Annotated in this window: 19 protein-coding genes; 16 read left to right on the top strand and 3 right to left on the bottom strand. The window is 41.4% G+C overall.

Annotated elements, in window-relative coordinates; translation table 11 throughout:
* Positions 1-30: 30 nt before the first annotated feature.
* Complete coding sequence (locus KH180_RS13520; protein WP_290761191.1) at positions 31-921, bottom strand: LysR family transcriptional regulator; 891 nt, start codon at positions 919-921, stop codon at positions 31-33.
* Positions 922-1,137: 216 nt separating this feature from the next.
* Here KH180_RS13520 and KH180_RS13515 point away from each other — a divergent pair, with 216 nt between their 5' ends.
* From KH180_RS13515 to KH180_RS13490, 6 genes are all read left to right on the top strand, one after another.
* Entirely contained in the window at positions 1,138-2,013 is an 876-nt protein-coding gene (locus tag KH180_RS13515) for a shikimate dehydrogenase (RefSeq protein WP_290761189.1), read from the top strand.
* 32 nt (positions 2,014-2,045) lie between these two features.
* Positions 2,046-3,227, top strand: coding sequence for an MFS transporter (locus KH180_RS13510; RefSeq protein ID WP_290761187.1), 1,182 nt, complete (start codon positions 2,046-2,048; stop codon positions 3,225-3,227).
* 3 nt (positions 3,228-3,230) lie between these two features.
* Positions 3,231-3,998, top strand: a complete 768-nt coding sequence (gene aroD, locus KH180_RS13505) for a type I 3-dehydroquinate dehydratase (protein WP_290761185.1) — start codon at positions 3,231-3,233, stop codon at positions 3,996-3,998.
* Positions 3,999-4,364: 366 nt separating this feature from the next.
* Positions 4,365-4,850 carry a TRAP transporter small permease gene (locus KH180_RS13500; RefSeq protein ID WP_290761183.1) on the top strand — a complete coding sequence of 162 codons (486 nt, stop codon included), beginning with the start codon at positions 4,365-4,367 and terminating at the stop codon, positions 4,848-4,850.
* Between the two features lie 2 nt (positions 4,851-4,852).
* Positions 4,853-6,142: a TRAP transporter large permease gene (locus tag KH180_RS13495; protein WP_290761181.1), complete on the top strand. Its 1,290-nt coding sequence runs from the start codon at positions 4,853-4,855 to the stop codon at positions 6,140-6,142.
* A gap of 13 nt (positions 6,143-6,155) precedes the next feature.
* Positions 6,156-7,163 carry a TRAP transporter substrate-binding protein gene (locus KH180_RS13490; protein ID WP_290761180.1) on the top strand — a complete coding sequence of 336 codons (1,008 nt, stop codon included), beginning with the start codon at positions 6,156-6,158 and terminating at the stop codon, positions 7,161-7,163.
* Between the two features lie 55 nt (positions 7,164-7,218).
* Here KH180_RS13490 and KH180_RS13485 read toward each other — a convergent pair whose 3' ends face one another.
* Positions 7,219-8,100 carry an AraC family transcriptional regulator gene (locus KH180_RS13485; protein WP_290761179.1) on the bottom strand — a complete coding sequence of 294 codons (882 nt, stop codon included), beginning with the start codon at positions 8,098-8,100 and terminating at the stop codon, positions 7,219-7,221.
* 201 nt (positions 8,101-8,301) lie between these two features.
* On the opposite strand from KH180_RS13485, the gene KH180_RS13480 reads away from it, so the two are divergent.
* From KH180_RS13480 to aroQ, 6 genes are all read left to right on the top strand, one after another.
* Positions 8,302-9,531: an MFS transporter gene (locus KH180_RS13480; protein ID WP_290761177.1), complete on the top strand. Its 1,230-nt coding sequence runs from the start codon at positions 8,302-8,304 to the stop codon at positions 9,529-9,531.
* Between the two features lie 28 nt (positions 9,532-9,559).
* A complete protein-coding gene (locus tag KH180_RS13475) occupies positions 9,560-11,143 on the top strand; it encodes an acyl CoA:acetate/3-ketoacid CoA transferase (protein WP_290761175.1) in 1,584 nt (527 codons plus the stop codon).
* Positions 11,144-11,162: 19 nt separating this feature from the next.
* The gene (locus KH180_RS13470) at positions 11,163-11,615 is read left to right on the top strand and encodes a MaoC family dehydratase (protein ID WP_290761174.1); all 453 of its coding nucleotides are present in this window, start codon (positions 11,163-11,165) and stop codon (positions 11,613-11,615) included.
* An 86-nt stretch (positions 11,616-11,701) separates the two neighbouring features.
* Entirely contained in the window at positions 11,702-12,655 is a 954-nt protein-coding gene (locus KH180_RS13465) for a ketopantoate reductase family protein (RefSeq protein ID WP_290761173.1), read from the top strand.
* Positions 12,656-12,664: 9 nt separating this feature from the next.
* Positions 12,665-13,042 carry a VOC family protein gene (locus KH180_RS13460; RefSeq protein WP_290761171.1) on the top strand — a complete coding sequence of 126 codons (378 nt, stop codon included), beginning with the start codon at positions 12,665-12,667 and terminating at the stop codon, positions 13,040-13,042.
* A gap of 15 nt (positions 13,043-13,057) precedes the next feature.
* On the top strand, positions 13,058-13,507 hold the full coding sequence (aroQ, locus tag KH180_RS13455) for a type II 3-dehydroquinate dehydratase (RefSeq protein ID WP_290761169.1): 450 nt from the start codon (positions 13,058-13,060) through the stop codon (positions 13,505-13,507).
* Positions 13,508-13,594: 87 nt separating this feature from the next.
* Here the strand turns inward: aroQ and KH180_RS13450 are convergent, their stop codons facing one another.
* A complete protein-coding gene (locus KH180_RS13450) occupies positions 13,595-14,176 on the bottom strand; it encodes a TetR/AcrR family transcriptional regulator (RefSeq protein ID WP_290761167.1) in 582 nt (193 codons plus the stop codon).
* Between the two features lie 162 nt (positions 14,177-14,338).
* On the opposite strand from KH180_RS13450, the gene KH180_RS13445 reads away from it, so the two are divergent.
* From KH180_RS13445 to KH180_RS13430, 4 genes are all read left to right on the top strand, one after another.
* Positions 14,339-15,250 carry an ABC transporter ATP-binding protein gene (locus KH180_RS13445; RefSeq protein WP_290761166.1) on the top strand — a complete coding sequence of 304 codons (912 nt, stop codon included), beginning with the start codon at positions 14,339-14,341 and terminating at the stop codon, positions 15,248-15,250.
* Positions 15,250-16,152, top strand: coding sequence for an ABC transporter ATP-binding protein (locus tag KH180_RS13440; RefSeq protein ID WP_290761165.1), 903 nt, complete (start codon positions 15,250-15,252; stop codon positions 16,150-16,152). Before KH180_RS13445 ends, KH180_RS13440 begins: the two co-directional genes overlap by 1 nt.
* Positions 16,153-17,346, top strand: coding sequence for an ABC transporter permease (locus KH180_RS13435; RefSeq protein WP_290761164.1), 1,194 nt, complete (start codon positions 16,153-16,155; stop codon positions 17,344-17,346).
* A gap of 121 nt (positions 17,347-17,467) precedes the next feature.
* Positions 17,468-18,472, top strand: a complete 1,005-nt coding sequence (locus KH180_RS13430) for an ABC transporter substrate-binding protein (protein WP_290761163.1) — start codon at positions 17,468-17,470, stop codon at positions 18,470-18,472.
* Positions 18,473-18,608: the final 136 nt, after the last annotated feature.

Here is an 18,608-nt window from a genome sequence, read left to right as displayed (position 1 = left end):
ATATTTAACAAATTGATATTTTTTAAAAAATCAATAATTTTTATCTATCGTTTTTTTAACAAAGCCAATAAATTTTTCTACTGCAGGAATCATAATATTATGTTTTATATAAGCCATATAAACGGTGTGGTACGGTTTTACATTGTTTAAGTGAAGGATTTCTACATCATACTCTCTGAGTGATTCCACATGGGCAACAAAGCCGATACCGAAGTTTTCGGATACGAGGGCAGCGATGGCATTTTCGTCGGAAGTCTCAAAGGCAATCTGAGGCTCCATCTGATTCTGCCTGTAAATAGAGTGTGTAAATTGTCCGAGACCGGAAGTCCGGTCATAGCCTATGACCGGATAGGCCAGCAGATCTTCCAGAAGAATTTCTTTCTTATGTTTTAAAGGATGCTCAGGGGGTGTAATGATGACCATTTCCTGATTTATGACAGGGATAAACTCCACATCGGGTTCATTTGGCACATAGGAACCGAAAATGACATCATATTTCTCGGATTTAAGATCACGAAGCATTTTGTTGGTGATTTCCTGTGTCATGGAGAAGGTAATATTATGATTCCCTTCCGAATCCAAAAAGCTCCGGACAAGGTGGGGAATATAGGACTTTGCCAGAGGAAATACATATGCCAGGTCGATGTGGCCGCCTTTTGCGTTGGAGAGAGCCTTCATTTTATCTTCGGCAATTTTTACCTCATTAAGGATTTTGTTGACATGTTCTAAAAAAATCTGGCCGTATTTGGTCAGCTCAATGTTCCTTCCGTTTTTGCGGAAAAGAGGAAGTCCGAGTTCTTCCTCCAGATTTGAAATGGAACGGCTTAAGCTGGGCTGGGAAACATTCAGTTCCTTTGCTGCCTGATGATAATGCTGGAGTGTGGCGATTTTCTGAAAATAAGTTAATTGGTTTAAATTCATGGGCAGCCTCATTTCTGTGAAAATTTCAACGGGTATTTATATATAGAAGAATAACATAAACGATAGCAAAAAGCTATTAAAAAAGATTAAAAGATGTATTAGAAGTATCAATAAGATCCGTGTATAATAGGTTTCGTAAGGTTGTTAAAAAATTAACTTTTGGGTGAAGCAGTAACAGGGTAAGTAAAAAGGGTAAGTAAAAAAGGAGAATGACACATGGCAGAAAGAATCACAGGACATACAGAATTAATCGGGCTTATGGCATATCCAATCAGACATTCCAGTTCACCGGCAATGCACAATGAAGCATTTGCTGAATTAGGGCTTGATTATGCGTATTTAGCATTTGAAGTTGACAATGATACATTGGAGGATGCAGTTAAGGGACTCAGAGCTTTACAGATGAAAGGTTCCAACGTATCTATGCCGAACAAGACAGTTGTAGGGCAGTACCTGGATAAATTGTCACCGGCAGCAGAAATGGCCGGAGCAGTAAACACAATCGTCAATGAAAACGGAGTTTTAACAGGACATATCACGGACGGAATCGGTTATATGCAGTCACTGAAAGACAATGATATTGATGTCATCGGTAAAAAAATGACAATTACAGGAGCCGGCGGAGCAGCCACAGCGATTGAGATCCAGGCGGCACTGGATGGCGTTAAAGAGATGTCAATCTTCAATATCAAAGATAAGTTCTGGGAAAATGCAGAGAAAACAGTTGAAAAGATTCGTGCCAACACAGACTGTATTGTAAATCTTTATGACCTGGATGATAAAGATAAATTAAAAGAAGAAATAAAGGACAGCTATCTGTTTGCCCAGGCTACAGGTGTGGGAATGAAACCGATGGAAGGCCAGTCAGTGATCCCTGACGCATCTTTCCTTCGTCCGGACCTGATTGTCACAGACACTATATATGCACCGAGAGAAACCGCACTTTTAAAGATGGCTAAAGAAGCCGGCTGCAAGACAATGAATGGTCTTGGAATGATGCTGTTCCAGGGAGATGCCGCTTTCCATCTGTGGACCGGAAAACATATGCCGATCGACCACATGAAAGAAGTGCTGGACATTAAATACGATTAGAAAAGAGAAATTCAAGAGAGGAATCTACTATTATGAACAAAAAATATTACCCAAGCGCCTTTATCTTATATTTGAATTATTTTATCCATGGTATCGGTGCTTCTGTATTAGGACAGGTAGCAGTAAAAGAAACATTGGTGAAACAGTGGGGAGCATCCGACATCGGGCTTGTTACTATGGTTGCGGCTGCATTAGGGCTGGGAAGGCTGATTGCGCTTCCGTTTGCAGGGCCGCTTTCTGATAAGCTTGGAAGAAAAGTTGCATCTGTCATCGGTGCAGGATCTTACGCCATCTTTTTCTTAGGACTTGCCATGTCCCCGAACATGACGGTTGCCTATATTGCTGCAATCTTAGGAGGTATCGCAAACTCATTCCTGGATACCGGTGTTATCCCGGCATGTGTTGAAATTCTAGCTCCAAGATCCAGCATGGCTACAATGCTGACGAAGTTTTCTATTTCATGTTCTCAGTTATTGATGCCGTTTATGATCGGTGCAATTGTAGGTGCAAACCTTTCCTTAAATGTACTGTTATATGTTTGCGGTGCCGCTATTCTTATTATTGGTGTACTTGTACTGTTTGCGCCGCTTCCGAAGATGGAGACTGCAGCAGGAGAAAAAACTTCTCTGATTCAGGATATCAAACATGCAAATTTCTCTTTAGAAAGCATTGCACTGATCATCATCGGATTTACAGGGACAGCTACATTCCAGTTATGGCTTAACTGTGCCCAGGATTTTGCGAAGGAATATGCAAAGATCGGAGATCCTTCTGTGATGCAGACCTACTACAGCACAGGTTCTCTTGTTGCTATCGTTGTTACCACTGTTTTAGTTAATAAGATCAAAGGTGTCAGATTCTTATTTATCTATCCGCTGATTGCAACCGTTATGATTGCCCTGGTTTACTTATTAAAAACTCCGGCAATCTGCTATATCGGATCTGCAGTGGTAGGATATTCTGCAGGAGCAGTTGTTCTCCAGCTTGTAACAGCAACAGCTAATGACCTGTTTCCAAAAATCAAAGGAACGATCACAAGTATTGTTATGATCGCATCCAGCTTATCAAACTATACAATCTTATCTCTGGCTGGTACAATGGATAAAGCAGATATTTTATTGATGAATATCGGTATCACCATTGTTGGAGTTGTTCTGGCTCTGTTTGTCAATGTCAGATATAAGGCAATGGAAGAAAGAGCTGCAAAGGAGTAAAGTATGAATCCAGTAAAAGTTAGAAATGTGGAAATCGGAACAGGAGTTCCCAAGATCTGTGTACCGATCGTGGGAGTAACAAAAGATGAGATCATTACAGAGGCAAAGTCTTTTAAAGATATCCCTGTGGATGTAGTGGAATGGCGTGTGGACTGGTTTGAAGGAGTCTTTGATTTTAATAAAGTAGAAGATGTATTAAAAGACTTAAGAGAAGCATTAGGAGAAACACCGATTCTGTTTACCTTCCGTACTTCAAAAGAAGGGGGAGAAAAAGCGATTGAAGCAGCCCCGTATGCTGAGCTTAATAAAAAGGCGGCAGAAAGCGGATATGTAGACTTAGTGGATGTGGAAGTATTCACGGGTGATGATATTGTAAAAGATATCGTAGCCAGTGCTCATAAGTGCGGTGTAAAAGTGGTGGCTTCCAACCATGACTTTGACAAAACGCCTGCAAAAGAAGATATTGTGGGCAGACTTGTAAAGATGCAGGAGTTAGGTGCGGATATTCCGAAGATCGCAGTAATGCCGACCTGCAGAAAAGATGTACTTACACTTCTTGCAGCCACAGAAGAAATGTATACAGAGCATGCTGACCGTCCGATTATTACTATGTCAATGGCCGGAATGGGTCTGATCAGCCGTCTTTGCGGTGAAGTGTTCGGATCTGCGCTGACTTTCGGGGCTGCAAAAAAAGCCTCAGCGCCTGGACAGGCAGCAGTCGGCGAATTAAATGATATGCTTCAGTTCCTCCACAGCAATCAGGGACTGTAGAAATTTCAGAAAAAGGACTTTCCTGTGAATGGAAAGTCCTTTTTCATTATAAGAACTTCTTTGACTAACAGAAGAGTCCAAACCAAAGACAATCATCAGGCATCCGATCCGCAAGAGGAAAAGCCGGTATAAACATGCTTGAGAACGGCGGAAGCTGTGCCGCTTAAGCAAACTGCAGTATTGATAGACAAAAATTATTAATCTCATATAAAAAATCTATTTGAAGAATCAATTAATTCCCTGTATAATATAGGGGATTGGTTGTTAAAAAATTAACTTTTAGATAAAGTGAAGATGGCAGACAGTGAGAATTCTCCGGGCAGATTATTAGCGGAGAAGCCTTGTCTGCAAAAGAGAGGTAAGAAAATGCTTAAGTGGTTAGATGAGAATTTAGAAGAGTTTTTAATGGGAATTTTCCTGATCGGCATGGTGCTGATTATGGGGGTCCAGGTTTTGGCCCGCTACGTGTTCGGGGCATCTCTTTCCTGGTCGGAAGAGATAACAAGGTACCTGTTCATATGGTCAGGATTTATCAGTGTAAGCTACTGCACAAAAAAGTGCATTTCCATTAAGATTGAACAGTTTGTTGCAATATTTCCCAGAAGAGGAAAAGCAGTTTTTAAAGTCGTGAACCATACAATTGAATTAGCCTTATTTTTATACCTGATTCCTTATTCTATCCTGTATTTAAAGAGTGCATTTGAAAGCGGACAGGTGAGTCCGGCCTGTCATATACCGATGTATTACATACAGGCGGCACCTCTGGTAAGTTTTCTGTTAGTTACATTCCGTATTCTGCAGAGATGGATCATTGAGTTTAAAGTAGCAATTGGAAAGGATCAGGAGGTGTAGGCATGTCAGCTTTATCAGTTTTTATTATTTTCTTTTTGTGTTTAATTATTGCCATACCGATTTCCATCGGACTTGGTATCGTTTCGGTGCTTCCGGGGATTTTTGATCCTTCTTTTACGGCCAGCGGCCAATTCGTAATCCGTTCTATGCTGGGCGGAATTGACAGCTTCCCGCTGCTGGCGGTTCCAATGTTTGTGCTGTCAGGTATGGTCATGGCAAAGGGCGGTATTTCTAAAAAGATTTTTGATGTGTTTGTATTTTTTATTGGAAAGTTTACTGCGGGAATGCCTTGTGCCGTTATTGTTACCTGCCTGTTTTATGGGGCTATCTCAGGATCGGCACCGGCAACTGTGGCAGCAGTGGGAAGTATGACAATTCCGATTTTAATTAAGCTTGGCTATGATAAAAAGTTCGCAACAGCGATTGTGGCAGTTGCGGGGGGATTAGGAGTCATCATACCTCCGAGTATTCCATTTATTATGTACGGTATGGCTTCAGGGCAGTCGGTCAGTGACCTGTTTATCGCCGGAATACTGCCGGGAGTTTCCATCGGTCTCCTTCTGATGATCTATGCTGTTTTTTACTGCAGGAAAAACGGAGAAGATAAAGAAAAGATACAAAAAGAAGTACAGGCCCTTCATGATAAGGGGCTTCTTAAGGTGCTGAAAGACAGTTTTTTTGCACTTCTCAGCCCGGTCATCATCTTAGGCTGCATTTATACAGGAGTCGCCTCACCGACAGAAGCCGCGGTGATTTCCGTTTTTTATTCTGTATTTGTAAGCCTGTTCGTATATAAAAGTATTCATCTGAAAGATTTATGGAGCGTTATGATTGAAGGAATCCGCACATATGCGCCTATCTTATTTATTTTGGCAGCATCTGTTGCATTTTCCAGAGTTCTGACCCTGATGCAGGTTCCTCAGACGGTCAGCGAATGGATTCTCGGCACATTCCATAATGGTGTGGTGATACTGCTGGTGATTAACGTATTTTTGCTGCTGGTAGGTATGGTAATGGATACTACGCCGGCTATTTTGATCCTGACACCGATTCTGATGCCGATTGCTGTGGGTGTAGGCATGAATCCAATTCATTTTGGTGTGATGATGGTAGTCAATCTGGCCATCGGTTTTGTAACTCCGCCAATCGGAGTAAATCTGTTTGTGGCCTCATCCCTGACCCAGATCCCGGTGGTGGATATTGCGAAAAAAGCAATGCCGTTAATCATTTGTTTCCTGGTGGCTTTGTTACTGATTACCTTTATACCGCAGATCAGCCTTGCACTGTTATAGGAGGGAGATACAGATGAAAAGATTTATGAGATTTGGTATTGCAGTTTTATGTATTATCTCCGCCCTGGCACTCGGCGGATGCAGGAAAAAAAGTGATGACGGAGTGCAGAGGTATGCGTGGCCTTTGGGAACCTCCAGTCCGGAGGATACGGTCACTCAGCTCTATTCACAGAAGTTTGCAGATGAAGTGGGCAGACTGAGCAAAGGGAAAATGAAAATCGAAGTGTATCCCAACAGTACGCTGGGAGGAGACCGGGAACTGCTTGAGAGCTGCTCTGACGGCGATATTCCTTTTGTAGTCCAAAACACTGCGCCCCAGGTTACGTTTCTTCCGGAAACAGCGGTGTTTGACCTTCCAAGTGCGTTTTCTACGATTGAACAGGCCAGACAGGCAGTAGATAATCCCGTATTCTATAAAAAAATGGAAAAGGTTTATGAAAAAGGAGGATTCAAGCTGCTGGGCTATTCCGATCAGGGGTTCCGTGTCATGTCCACCAACAAAGAGGTGAAATCAATTGCCGATTTTAAGGGACAGAAGATCAGAACCATGGAAAACAGCTACCATATGGATTTTTGGAAGGCCCTGAAGGCCAACCCCACACCGATGACATTCAGCGAGGTTTATATCGGACTGCAGCAGAAGACTATAGATGCTCAGGAAAACCCTTATGAGGTTATCGTATCCAGCAAGCTGTATGAGCAGCAGGACTACATTGTGGAGACCAATCATCTTCCCCATTATGTTTCTTTGATTGTCAGTGATGAGTTTTATAAAAATCTGCCCAAAGATCAGCAGAAAATTATTCTGAAAGCGGCGGAAACGGCAAAGGAATATGCCAGAAAAGCTGCAGACGAACGGAATGAAGACCGCAAGAAGATTATCAGAGACAGCGGTACAAAGATTGTTGCTTTAGACAAGAAAACACAGAAAGATATACGTAAGGCGTCCTCTGATATATATAAAAATATCAAAAAAAATGTACCAAAAGATATCGTAGATGCATATCTGAATAAAAATTAAAAAAAGAGAAATATCTGGATGGATTCAGATATTTCTCTTTTTTTTGGATAAGATCTTATGGAGTTTCAATTTCTTCAGAAGCATGGTGCTGAAATAACTCCCGGAATTTAAGCGGAGGATAATTCATTCTTTTTTGAAAGAGATTTGAAAAATGATTCGTATTTTCGTATCCTATTTTTCTCGCGATGGAAACCAGGGAATCGGAAGTATTGATCAGCATCCATTTTGCCTCATTCAGCCTTCGGTCAATAACATAATTAATTGGAGAGATACCATATGTTTTTGAAAATTCATGGCTGATATGATCTGTGCTGATGTGGAACTGCCGGGCCAGTTTTTTTAATGTAATCTGGCATGCATAATTTTCATTAATGTAAATTAAGACGTCTCTGGCAAAAGAGGAATTTTTTTGACGTTCAGCCTTAGGATATGTATAAAAAAGTTCGTAATAAATATTTGCCAGAGAGGCAGCCAGAGCATCGCAGGCAGACAGAGATGTATCAGAAGTAAATTGTCTCATTAAATTTAATTCTTCAAATAAGCGGTGTATGCAGCTTTCATGTATTCCTGCCTGCATGAAAGGGCAGACATTGGCAGGAAGCATAAAGCCATGATCAGGATGCCCGCATAGTTTATAATCTGTCACTGCACAGGTCCAGCAGCTTAAAGGATCATTTTTATCGGAAAACAATGAGTGAATGGCACCTTGCTCTACAATAAGGATACTGCCTTTTTTTAACTGATAGGAATTTGTATTAATAAAATAGGTTCCTTTTCCTTTCGATATATAGACTAGTTCTGTTTCATTTTTATGTAAATGATATTGATAATTCCAGGTTGGGTTGTCATAGCTGTGTGACAAACGGCTGATTTTGGGATACTGGTTTTTCTCAAAAACAGGTCTTCTTTCTTTTCCTTTGAATTCCTCCAAAAACATATGAAATCTCCTTTGATTACAAGATAATTATATTACAGTACAAGATAATTGAAATAAAATACGAATAATATATATTTATCTTATAAAAAAAGAGAATAAATAGCAAGATAATTTTTGTTTTGGACAAATCAGTTCGTAGAAAAAAACAGGATACTTGTTATAATTTTATCATAATCAAAAGATACTTTCAGGAGGAAAAAAATGAAAGAACAAAAAAGCTACCGGCATTTATATCCTACAGCATTTATGCTGTATATTACATTTTTCGTTCACGGATTCGGTGCAGCTATCATTGGACAGAACGTAACTTCCCTGCAGCAGCAATGGGGAACTACAGCAGCAGGAGTTGTGGCCGTGACCTCTGCACTGGGAATCGGAAGGCTGATTACATATCCATTTTCCGGTGCATTGTCTGACCGGTTCGGGAGAAGGCCGATCACATTGATTGGAAGTCTGGTATATGTATTATTTTTTGCAGGGATTCTTGTATCACCAAATGCCCAGGTCGGATACTTTGTGGCGATGCTTTGCGGAGTAGCAAACGGTTTTCTGGATTCAGGTGTTATTCCGGGGGCAATGGAAATCCTGGAAAACTCCGGATTAGCCAGTATTCTTACAAAACTTGTCATTTCAATAGCCCAGTACATCATGCCTATGATAATTGCTTATCTGCTGGCAAATGATATGTGGTATGGCTGGACCTTTGTTCTGTGTATTGTGATTTTAATTGTAAACAGCCTGTTTCTGACAAGAGCAAAATTTGCGCCCCAGCCCAAAGCAGAATCAGCAGAAGGGGAAAGAGTTAAAGGTTTTGTTGGAGTTTCAAAGGTTTCTAAATTTAATGTAGAAGGAATTGCACTGATTGTTATTGGATATACATGCACTGCCACATTTCAGATTTTTCTGGCTGTAAATAAAAGTTATGGAATGGACGTGCTGGGAATGACCGAAGGTGCTGCAGGACAGATTCAGTCTATGTATTCTTTGGGGTCAATTTTTATGGTAGTAGCCACTACATTTTTGCTGAAATGGATTAAACCTGTAAGATTTATTTTGGTATGTCCCATCATTGCAGGAATTACCGAATTTTTAATGTTTGCTTCTAAAAGCCCATCGCTGGCAGTAGCAGGAGGGTTTATTGTCGGAGCAACCGCAGCAGGAGGAGTTCTCCAGCTGGTAACAGCAACAATGACAGATTTATTTCCGGCATCCAAAGCGAAATGTGTCAGCGCAGTAATGATTGCAGGTGCGCTTTCCCAATTTTCCGCCACGGTAATGGCAAGTAAACTGGCATCTATGTATGGAATGGAGTATTCCCTGCTGGTTGCTGTCGGATTCACTGTTTTAGGTATCGCTTTGGCGGTGCTTGTAAATATTCGTTATGCAGTGATTGAAAAAAGTCTGGAAGAAGAAAAGGCCGTATCGGCATAGAAAGCTTTAGCATACAGGAGGTGTAAAAATGCATAAACCAGAAAAAAAAGGAAACAAGGTGCCGGTTATGTCTGCGCGGGAGGCAGTGGCATTAATTGATGACAATGACACGCTTGCAGTCTGCGGTGCAGGAGGAGGGATCCTGGATCCCCAGGTCCTTATTGAGGCATTAAGGGAACGGTATTTAGAGACCAATGAGCCTAAAGATTTGACATTGTGGCATTCCAGCGGACTTGGTGACCGGGGTGACCGGGGAATGTCGCCTTTGGCACAAAAGGGCCTGGTCAAAAGGGCAATCGGAGGCCACTGGGGCCAGTCACCCCGCTTGGCTGAAATGGCAGAAAAGAATGAAATTGAAGCTTACAATTTTCCTCAGGGTGTCATGGCACAGCTGGTGAGAAGTGCAGCTGCAGGACATCCGGGCATCCTTTCCCATGTAGGACTTGGGACGTTTGTGGATCCCAGACATGAAGGCGGGAAACTGAACAGCAAAACAAAAGAGGATCTGATCCACCTGACTTCGGCAGGAGGCAAAGAATGGCTGTTCTACCCGGTGGTTCCGTTGGATGTATGCTTTATCCGGGCCACAACGGTGGATACAGAAGGGTATGCATCATTGGAAGATGAAATTACTTATATGGACAGTCTTGCCATGGCGCAGGCTGTACATAATAACGGGGGAGTTGTCATTCTGCAGGCCAAGCGGCTGGTGAAAGCGGGCAGCATCCATCCGCGGAAGGTTAAGATCCCGGGATATTTAGTTGATGCCATTGTGATTCATTCGGAACAGGAACAGCTTTATAATGGCTCTGACCGTTTTTTTACCGGTGATTATACAGCTGTAGAGGATGAGAATTCTTTGCTGAAACTGGATCAGAGGAAAGTTGTGGCACGCCGTGCACTGATGGAAGTTGCACCTGGAAACGTAGGAAATGTGGGCGTGGGAATTGCTGACGGAATCGGAGCGGTTGCGAGAGAAGAAGGAATTGGCGATGAATTCACCCTGACGGTGGAAACAGGTCCGGTAGGAGGAGCAACAGCCCAGGGAATCTTCTTTGGAGCAAGCATTAATTCCAGAGCTTTGATGGATATGCCGGCACAGTTTGATTTCTATGACGGAGGCGGCCTGGAAGTAGCCTTTTTAAGTTTTGCAGAGCTGGATGCCAGGGGAAATGTAAATGTTCACAAATTCAATGGGAAAATCATGGGGACCGGCGGATTTGTCAACATATGCGCTGGTTCCAAAAAGGTAGTCCTTTGCGGCACTTTGCGGGCAGGCGGGCTGAAAACCCAGGTTGGAGACGGAAGAATTTCAATCATCAGCGAAGGAAAGTTTGAAAAAATGATCCCGGAATGTTCAGAAATCACTTTCAGCGGAGAACAGGCATTAAAACAGGGACAGGAAGTCATCTTTATCACAGAGCGTGCTGTATTCCGCCTGACGGAAGACGGAGTCATGCTTACAGAGACAGCACCGGGAATAGACATTCAGAAAGACGTGATAGACCAGATGGGATTTGAGCCAATCATTTCAGATGATGTAAAGCAGATGGACCAGAGAATTTTCAGTGACGGAATCATGGGAATCCGTGATGAATTTATAAATAAATAATAATAGAAGGAGAAAGATTATGAGCAGTATAAAAAAAGTAGAAATTCCATTGCATATCGGAGACACAGCGGAGTTTTCAAAAACAGTCACAGAGACAGATGTGTACCTGTTCGGAGGGATCACGGCTGATTACAGCCAGATGCATTTTAATGAAGAATTTATGAAAAAAACCATGTATGGGACGAGGATCGTCCATGGAATACTGACATTTGCCATTGGATGTACAGCGTCAACCAAGATTCAGGAGCAGGTAAAATCACCGGTGCCAAGTGCCTCTTATGGATATGACAGATTAAGATTCATTAAGCCGGTCTTTTTTGGTGATACATTAACGTGCAGATATACAGTGGACCGGATTGAGGAAGAAACAAATAAAACATATTCAAAGCTGGAGATCTTCAACCAGCACGGTGATATCGTGGTTGCAGCGACACATATTCTGAAATTTTTCCCTTTGGAAGAAGAGAGTTAAACTGCATTTCTGACAGATACAAATATACAAAAAAGCCAGTAAAGAGGATATAATAAATAATAATTAAAGAAGCAAAGGAGTTTTTTATGAAGATTTGTATGTTAGGAACGGGATCACTTGGCAGTACTATCGGTGGTACTTTAGCACAGGGGGGATCAGAAGTTTACTTTGTGGACCAGTGGAAAGAGCATATTGACACAATCAATAAAGATGGGCTGAAAATGACTGATGAAAAGGATGAATGGTTCGTAAAAGTCGATGCCAGGACATCAGCAGAAGGGATTGGACCGGCGGATTTAGTGATTGTGCTTGTGAAATCTTTTGCAACAAAAGAGGCGGTTGCCCAGCTTAAGGAAACCAATGTCATCGGCCCTGAAACACTTGTCATGTCTCTTCAGAACGGCCTGGGAAATGAGGAAACGATTGCGGAGGTTATCGGAGAAGATAATGTGATCAGCGGAAAGACTTATGTGGGAGGACGCCTGCTTGAACCAGGATATGTCAGTGCGGGAGTAAAGGGAAAATATACTTATATCGGAGAATTGACTGGAGAGATTACGGACAGGATTAAGGCAGTATGTGAGGAATTCAATAAAGCAGGGCTGCTCTGTGAAGTAAGCGGCAACATTAAAGGATTGATTTGGGACAAACTTTTAATCAATGTTGCAGCAGGTGCACTTTGCGGCATCACCAGACTCCCTTATGGTCCGTTATATGAGGAAGACTATATCAGAGAGACAGCAGTTGCTGCTGTCCAGGAAGGAATTGATGTGGCGAAAGCCGCAGGTGTTAAGCTGAAATCTGAAGATCCGGAATATCCGTGGTATGCTGCCAGCGAAGGACTTCCGGGAACATTTAAGACATCAATACTTCAGAGTCTTGAATTAAAAAGACCGACAGAAATAGATTTTATTAACGGTTCAGTTGTAGCCTGGGGTAAAAAATATGGAATTCCTACACCGGTAAATCAAACGTTGGTGACCTGTGTGCGCGGAATTGAGAAGTATTTGCTGGAATACGAACCGGCTTTGGAAAAATAGGAGGAATTTATGGCTTCATATTTAGAACATATGGCACTTCGTGTCACAGATCTGGACTGGCATATTGATTTCTTTAAAGAAGTATTTGACATGCCGGTGCGCATGCAGTTGGGAGAGGTGCCCAACAGAAAAGTGTGGCTTCATGCGGGAATTCAGTTAAATGAGGTGCCTGATTTTGAGGGGGCAGAAGGGCGTGCAGACCATATGGGCATCATGACCGAAGATATAGAGAGGGTACTGGAAAAAGCCTATGCCAGAGGTGTAAAAGAACTGCCTCAGGGACATAATTGGTTTGCCCTTCCAAGCGGTATATGTATTGAAGTTATCGCCGGTAAAAATGACGTGCTGAGAGAGATTATAGAAAAAGAACCATGGATAGAGGAATAACGGAGGAACAGTAAAATGAAAAAAGTGATGATGCTCCACTGTGTGAATCACAATATGTATGGAAAGCGTGACCCAAAACAGTATGGAACTATTACATTAGAGCAGATCAATGAATTGATTGGAAAGACAGCAGAAGAAGAGGGAATCCGGGTGGATACCTTTCAGACAAACCATGAAGGCGAAATGGTTGATAAAATTCATCAGGTATTCTATGAAAAGTACGATGGGGTGATCATAAATCCAGGGGCATGGACCCATTATAATTATGCAATCCATGATGCACTGGAAATTTTAGAGTGCCCGATTCTGGAAGTACACATGTCGAATATATTCAACAGGGAAAGCTTTCGGTCACATTCAGTGATTGCACCTGTTGCAGCAGGAATGATTGCCGGTATGGGAGAGTCTGCTTATACACTTGCGGTCAAGGCTTTTGCAGAGATGTTTCAAAGAGAAGGTAAATAATCTAAAAGGTTCATAATGGACTGCCGCACTAATAAAGTGCGGCAGTTTTTTTCTTGCATAGAGGTTTCTGATGCGCAGGGAATCATTTCATGACTTAACATAGTCCTGGCCGGTAAAGCCAAACAAACCGGTAGCGATTAAACCTTGTGTAACACTGACTACTTCGTCAAAACCCAGCTGTTTGCCGGTTTCGTACCAATGAAGCCTGATTCCGATCAGAGCAGAATAACAAAAGTTTACAATATAATCTTTATAGCGGTCTTTTGCCCCGAAATCAAAAAGATTTGTTATTTCATTAATGAATCTGTTTTTGAAACGATAAGAAAAAGAAGAATCTCCATATTCACTGAGGAGATAAAAAAGCTTATCATCAAACTGTACCAAAATGGAGGCGCATTCCTGGGAAAGGATCTGCAAATTATAAGGACATCCTCTGCTGAATTTTTCGGTAACCTGATCGATCAGATCGTCCATAAGTTCATCTTCAATCTGTTCCAGCAAGTCTGGTATATCTTTAAAGTATTCATAAAAAGTCCCTCTGTTATAGCCAGCTTCTTTGGTAATAGAGCTTACTGTGATTTTACTCAATTTGTTTTTGGATAACAAATTCCAAAAAGAATCGATAAAGCACTGCCGTGTTCTGGCAGTCACTTCCGGATGTTTTCTCATAATAAAATTCTCCTCATAATGATCCGACAGTTTCAATATATCTGGTGGTTGATAAGTTAGTTTTGCAGAACTATAATCATGATACAACGTGTTGGATTGAATTTCAATCATAAAAAAGTGTGTTGTGATAAGCAAATATATTGAAGCTAGGAGTGAAATAAAATGACAAATATTGAAGCTGTCCATTTGACAAAAGATTATGGGCATGGCAGAGGAGTATTTGATATCAACCTTTCAGTAAAGAAAGGAGAATGCTATGGATTCCTCGGCCCCAACGGTGCCGGAAAGACAACAACCATCCGCCATCTTATGGGATTTTCCAAACCGCAGAAGGGAGAGACAAAGATATTAAATCAAAACAGCTGGGAGAATGCAGCCATTTTGCAGACTTCTGTCGGGTATCTTCCAGGGGAAATAGCATTGCCTGCCGGAATAACAGGAGCAGAATTTATAAAAATGATAATGCAGATAAGGCATGTAAAAAGTGATGACCGCTGTAAAATGCTGCTTAATAAATTTGAATTAGATCCAAATATTGATACAAAAAAGATGAGCTTGGGAGTTAAACGAAAATTGGCAGTTGTGGTTGCATTTCTCCATGATCCAGATATTCTGATACTGGATGAACCGACTTCCGGGCTGGATCCTGTCATGCAGGAAGTGTTTATTGACTTTATTCGTTCTGAAAAAGAGAAAGGGAAAACAATCTTTTTGTCATCGCATATTTTCCATGAAGTAGATGCAGCCTGCGACAGAATAGCGATTATAAAAAACGGACGTATTGTTTCAGAATTTCAGAAGGATGCATTAAAAGAGAAACGGGATAATGTGTACCGTATAACGTTTGAAGATAAGGCGTCTTACAATGAGTTTGTCAAACAGCCGTATAATTTTGCTTCTAAAAATCCGGAGAAAATAAGAGCAAGAGTTCATGTTGCAGACGATAAAATCAATCAATTAATGGAAGATATTTCTGATCTGAATGTAGCAGACTTTCATGAATTTCCGTTTACTTTGGAGGACTATTTCATGCAGTTCTATAAGGAAGACCGTAAATTCGAGGAGGTAAAATAATGTCTGATTATTTAATAAATGTAAACCATTTAACAAAAGATTATGGGCATGGACGGGGTATCTTTGATATTAACTTAGATGTCGGCAGAGGAGAAGTCTTTGGATTTGTCGGAACTAATGGTGCCGGAAAGACAACAACCATCCGCCACATCATGGGTTTCATAAAACCCGATTCCGGAAATGCATTCATCCATGGCTGTGACTCGTGGAAACATTCCAGTGATTTAATGAAACATGTAAGCTATGTGCCCGGAGAGATTGCTTTTCCTTCACTTCCTACAGGTACTGATTTTCTTAAATTACAGGCTGAATATCTTCATGTAACAGATTTTGCCTATATGAATCATTTAATTAAGCTTCTCCAGCTGGACCCTACAGCAGACTTAAAACGGATGTCGAAAGGAATGAAACAGAAAACAGCGATTGTAGCTGCTTTAATGGGAAATAAGGATATTTTGATTTTAGATGAGCCTACAACGGGGTTAGATCCCCTTATGAGGGAATCGTTTTTGGAGCTGATTCGGGAAGAGAAAGCAAAGGGCCATACAATCTTTATGTCAAGCCATATATTTGAAGAGATTGAAGAGGTATGCGACAGGGTGGCGATGATCAAAGGCGGTAAGATCATAGATACTCTCGGCTTGTATCAGCTCAGGCACTGGGATACAAAAACTTTTCATATTGCTTTTGAAAAGAGAAGTGAGTATTCAGAGTTTGTCAGCAGGCGGGAAGAAGTTGAGGACAGGGATGATGAGAAAATGTACTGTACAGTGGTTTTACCCAAAAAAGAAGTGAATGAACTGTTTAAGCAGTTAAATCAATATTCTGTGGCTTCGCTGCATGAAGAACATCTTTCGTTAGAACAGTATTTTAGAAACATTTATGAAAAGGAGTGCAGATAAATGGAAGCTAACAATAAAACAACAAAATTATTTTCTATGCCTTTAATGAAACAGTCAGTTAAGAGCAACCGTGTGCTTTTGATTGCGGTTTTGATTATTATGTGTTTAATGACAACTGTGATTAATTATGCCTCCAGCATCATGGCTACAGCACCGGCAACAGAAGAAACGGCGGAAACCCAGAAGGATTTTTATTCCTATTTGTTTGTTCTGGAGTCCTATAATAAAATGGCAGGTACAGATTTATCATACAGTGATTTTAACAGCACAAAAAACAAAGCGGTGTATCAAACTGCTTTTGATATGATGAACAAAAAGACAGATAAGGAATTAAGTGTTAAAGATTTTGAAAAGACATGTAAAAAGCTGTCCGGTTCTGATATTCCTGTTTCCACCTATGTGCGCCAGTTTGAATATACTTATGCACTGCAGGACGCAAAAGGGTGTTTCAGCGGCAAGGATTTAAATATTGAAGATTTTATGAATACGATGTTTAAAACAATGGGAATATCGTCTGATATGATAGAAAAAATGAGCGAAATGGACACGACAGCAATGTTGAACCAAATGCACTATACTGTCATAGGCTTGCTGCCTCTCTTTTTATTCATCGTTATCACTGCGAATTCTCTGGTTTCAGAACAGGTAGACAGAGGTTCAATGGCTTATGTTCTTTCGACACCGACAAAACGCTCTGCCATTGTATTTACACAGGCGGTTTATCTGATTGCTGCACCGCTGCTGATTATAACTGCCGTGTGCGGTGTGAAAATTGCTACCAGCTTTGCTTTCTTTGATGAGGTTAATATTGCAGGAATTATTATGTCATACGTGGGCATGTATATATTAGTTGAAGCGGTTGCGGGAATATGTTATTTCGGAAGCTGTCTTTTCAACCAAAGCAAACGTTCTATGGCTTTCGGCGGAGGTTTGGCCGTCTGGTTCTTTCTTGCTTCATTATTAGGCATGTTTGGTTCTGAAAATATGGTAAATGCCGGGATGGGGGTAGAAGAACTGGGGATTTTTAATAAATTAACATTGGTAGGATTATTTGATGTACAGAATATTGAAACGATTGGCACAGCTTCTGTAAATACATCATTTGTCTGGAAGCTTGCAGTTTTGGCCATAATTGCGGTTGTATTTTATGCCGCAGGTGCTGTTAAATTCCAGAAGAAGGATTTACCTTTATGATTTCCAGGCTTCATGTATGGAATGATACCATGCAGGCTGACGGCAGACAGTGAAGGTTGCGTCTCCTCCGGTTATACTATATAATAAGTAAAAAAGCTGGTGAGGGGGAAAATACCAGGATATGAAGAGAAAGTGCAGAGCAGCTGTCTTGCTGCTGTCTGCTGTTCTGTTTCTGGCAGCATGCCGGCATGGAAAGCAGAAGGAACAGGAGCAGGCAAAGAAGGAGTCTTATACAACAATGAAAGATTCCGATGGGCGCAGGGTGAAAGTTAAGAAGGAGCCTGAGAGGGTTGTGGCATTGTCGGCATCCTTGGCAGACGTATGGCTTCTTTCAGGCGGAGAATTATGCGGGGCTACCTCGGATGTTTTGGAAGAAGAGGTAGTTCATGAGAATCTTAACAAAAAGGATATAAGGAATATCGGATCAGTCAAACATCCGGATGCTGATACGATTCTTTCCCTGAAACCGGACCTTGTGCTGGTCTCCGGAAGCATTGAAGAGCAGATGGAGGTTGCAGTCAAATTGAAAGAAGAGGATATCCCTTATTATGTTGTTAAGATGAATACACTAGATGATTTCCTTGAGGTACTAAAGCAGATGACTTCTGTAACCGGAGAAGAAGACAGCTATGAGGAATATGGAGAGAAGGTTAGAAAAGAGGCCGACAGCCTGCTGAAACAGGTGCCGAAAGGAAAGAAACAGAAAGCATTGGTTCTCAGGGCATATTCCACAGGGATCAAAGTAAAGACAGACGAAAATGTGGTATGTGAAATTTTGAAAGACATCGGCATTGAAAATGTGGGAGCGGGAAATAAAAAGCTTACGAAAGGCTCAGGTGTATCGCTGGAGGAAATTAACCGCAGTGATCCTGATTATATTTTTGTTACAACTATGGGGGACCGGAAGCTTGCAGAGAAGACGATCAAAAGGGAACTGACATCCAAGACGGGCTGGGAGGACTTAAAAGCGGTTACTCAGAAGCACTTTGTTGTACTTCCGAAGGAACTGTTTCAGTATAAGCCAAACAGCAGGTGGAAAGAAGCATACGAATACCTTCTTTCTGTCGTCTATCCGGAGACTTTTCAGCTGACGGAAGAAGAATATGCGATCTATGAAAATAAATAAACGAGGTGCCAAAGTTATACTGGCGCCTCGTTTTTCGTTTCATAGGAAAGTGCGTCCTATGAAATAAAAGCACTCCGTGCAGGATGCGCACAAATGCGCAAGGAATCTATTTGCCTGTGGCAAATTGCATTTGGCG

The sequence above is a fragment of the Anaerostipes sp. genome, from assembly GCF_018381315.1.
Lineage (GTDB): Bacteria > Bacillota > Clostridia > Lachnospirales > Lachnospiraceae > Anaerostipes.
Note: the sequence above shows the minus strand (reverse complement) of the source record. Positions and strands in the feature narration are given on the sequence as shown.

What these genes read in the sequence shown, in the direction of transcription:
- KH180_RS13520 (WP_290761191.1), bottom strand. Translation starts at nt 921, where the DNA reads ATGAATTTAAACCAATTAACTTATTTTCAGAAAATCGCCACACTCCAG.
- KH180_RS13515 (WP_290761189.1), top strand. Translation starts at nt 1,138, where the DNA reads ATGGCAGAAAGAATCACAGGACATACAGAATTAATCGGGCTTATGGCA.
- KH180_RS13510 (WP_290761187.1), top strand. Translation starts at nt 2,046, where the DNA reads ATGAACAAAAAATATTACCCAAGCGCCTTTATCTTATATTTGAATTAT.
- aroD (WP_290761185.1), top strand. Translation starts at nt 3,231, where the DNA reads ATGAATCCAGTAAAAGTTAGAAATGTGGAAATCGGAACAGGAGTTCCC.
- KH180_RS13500 (WP_290761183.1), top strand. Translation starts at nt 4,365, where the DNA reads ATGCTTAAGTGGTTAGATGAGAATTTAGAAGAGTTTTTAATGGGAATT.
- KH180_RS13495 (WP_290761181.1), top strand. Translation starts at nt 4,853, where the DNA reads ATGTCAGCTTTATCAGTTTTTATTATTTTCTTTTTGTGTTTAATTATT.
- KH180_RS13490 (WP_290761180.1), top strand. Translation starts at nt 6,156, where the DNA reads ATGAAAAGATTTATGAGATTTGGTATTGCAGTTTTATGTATTATCTCC.
- KH180_RS13485 (WP_290761179.1), bottom strand. Translation starts at nt 8,100, where the DNA reads ATGTTTTTGGAGGAATTCAAAGGAAAAGAAAGAAGACCTGTTTTTGAG.
- KH180_RS13480 (WP_290761177.1), top strand. Translation starts at nt 8,302, where the DNA reads ATGAAAGAACAAAAAAGCTACCGGCATTTATATCCTACAGCATTTATG.
- KH180_RS13475 (WP_290761175.1), top strand. Translation starts at nt 9,560, where the DNA reads ATGCATAAACCAGAAAAAAAAGGAAACAAGGTGCCGGTTATGTCTGCG.
- KH180_RS13470 (WP_290761174.1), top strand. Translation starts at nt 11,163, where the DNA reads ATGAGCAGTATAAAAAAAGTAGAAATTCCATTGCATATCGGAGACACA.
- KH180_RS13465 (WP_290761173.1), top strand. Translation starts at nt 11,702, where the DNA reads ATGAAGATTTGTATGTTAGGAACGGGATCACTTGGCAGTACTATCGGT.
- KH180_RS13460 (WP_290761171.1), top strand. Translation starts at nt 12,665, where the DNA reads ATGGCTTCATATTTAGAACATATGGCACTTCGTGTCACAGATCTGGAC.
- aroQ (WP_290761169.1), top strand. Translation starts at nt 13,058, where the DNA reads ATGAAAAAAGTGATGATGCTCCACTGTGTGAATCACAATATGTATGGA.
- KH180_RS13450 (WP_290761167.1), bottom strand. Translation starts at nt 14,176, where the DNA reads ATGAGAAAACATCCGGAAGTGACTGCCAGAACACGGCAGTGCTTTATC.
- KH180_RS13445 (WP_290761166.1), top strand. Translation starts at nt 14,339, where the DNA reads ATGACAAATATTGAAGCTGTCCATTTGACAAAAGATTATGGGCATGGC.
- KH180_RS13440 (WP_290761165.1), top strand. Translation starts at nt 15,250, where the DNA reads ATGTCTGATTATTTAATAAATGTAAACCATTTAACAAAAGATTATGGG.
- KH180_RS13435 (WP_290761164.1), top strand. Translation starts at nt 16,153, where the DNA reads ATGGAAGCTAACAATAAAACAACAAAATTATTTTCTATGCCTTTAATG.
- KH180_RS13430 (WP_290761163.1), top strand. Translation starts at nt 17,468, where the DNA reads ATGAAGAGAAAGTGCAGAGCAGCTGTCTTGCTGCTGTCTGCTGTTCTG.